Origin of the sequence: Anoxybacillus sp. ST4 (assembly GCF_019448545.1) — a bacterium.
In the GTDB taxonomy this organism is placed as follows: Bacteria; Bacillota; Bacilli; order Bacillales; family Anoxybacillaceae; genus Anoxybacillus; species Anoxybacillus pushchinoensis.
Genome location: NZ_JAHZOE010000106.1, coordinates 1 through 255, shown reverse-complemented (window position 1 = coordinate 255; position 255 = coordinate 1). Strand labels below are relative to the sequence as shown.

The window sequence follows — 255 nt, the reverse complement described above, 5'->3', positions numbered from 1 at the left end:
CTGGTTCTCCCCGAAATAGCTTTAGGGCTAGCCTCGAGTGAAGAGTCTTGGAGGTAGAGCACTGATTGGGCTAGGGGCCCTCATCGGGTTACCGAACTCAGTCAAACTCCGAATGCCAATGACTTATGCTCGGGAGTCAGACTACGAGTGATAAGATCCGTGGTCAAGAGGGAAACAGCCCAGATCACCAGCTAAGGTCCCAAAGTGTACGTTAAGTGGAAAAGGATGTGGAGTTGCTTAGACAACCAGGATGTT

At 50.6% G+C, this 255-nt stretch carries 1 rRNA gene; it reads left to right on the top strand.

Annotation, left to right across the window (positions count from 1 at the left end):
- Positions 1-255, top strand: a 23S ribosomal RNA gene (locus K1I44_RS15205); the annotation flags it as partial.